Origin of the sequence: Enterobacter cloacae complex sp. OE43NF (assembly GCF_023544405.1) — a bacterium.
Lineage (GTDB): Bacteria > Pseudomonadota > Gammaproteobacteria > Enterobacterales > Enterobacteriaceae > Enterobacter > Enterobacter cloacae.
Window position 1 is genome coordinate 1 of sequence record NZ_JAMJFW010000148.1, and the last position, 768, is coordinate 768.

Below are 768 nucleotides of genomic sequence, written 5' to 3' on the forward strand. Positions count from 1 at the left end.
GGTGATGCTGCCAACTTACTGATTTAGTGTATGATGGTGTTTTTGAGGTGCTCCAGTGGCTTCTGTTTCTATCAGCTGTCCCTCCTGTTCAGCTACTGACGGGGTGGTGCGTAACGGTAAAAGTACTGCCGGACATCAGCGCTATCTCTGCTCTCACTGCCGTAAAACATGGCAATTACAGTTCACATACACCGCCTCTCAACCCGGTACTCACCAGAAAATCATTGATATGGCCATGAATGGCGTTGGATGCCGGGCAACCGCCCGCATTATGGGCGTTGGCCTCAACACGATTTTACGTCACTTAAAAAACTCAGGCCGCAGTCGGTAACCTCGCGCATACAGCCGGGCAGTGACGTCATCGTCTGCGCGGAAATGGACGAACAGTGGGGCTACGTCGGGGCTAAATCGCGCCAGCGCTGGCTGTTTTACGCGTATGACAGGCTCCGGAAGACGGTTGTTGCGCACGTATTCGGTGAACGCACTATGGCGACGCTGGGGCGTCTTATGAGCCTGCTGTCACCCTTTGACGTGGTGATATGGATGACGGATGGCTGGCCGCTGTATGAATCCCGCCTGAAGGGAAAGCTGCACGTAATCAGCAAGCGATATACGCAGCGAATTGAGCGGCATAACCTGAATCTGAGGCAGCATCTGGCACGGCTGGGACGGAAGTCGCTGTCGTTCTCAAAATCGGTGGAGCTGCATGATAAAGTCATCGGGCATTATCTGAACATAAAACACTATCAATAAGTTGGGACCATTACC

General features: G+C 52.9%; 1 protein-coding gene. It reads left to right on the forward strand.

What is annotated here, in order from left to right; all coding sequences use genetic code 11:
• The first annotated feature begins 55 nt into the window (after positions 1–55).
• Positions 56–753 (forward strand): IS1-like element IS1A family transposase gene (locus tag M8370_RS23420; RefSeq protein ID WP_103215986.1). Its coding sequence is split into 2 segments (ribosomal slippage): positions 56–305 and positions 305–753, totalling 699 coding nucleotides; the frame shifts between segments, so codons are not numbered across the junction.
• Positions 754–768: the final 15 nt, after the last annotated feature.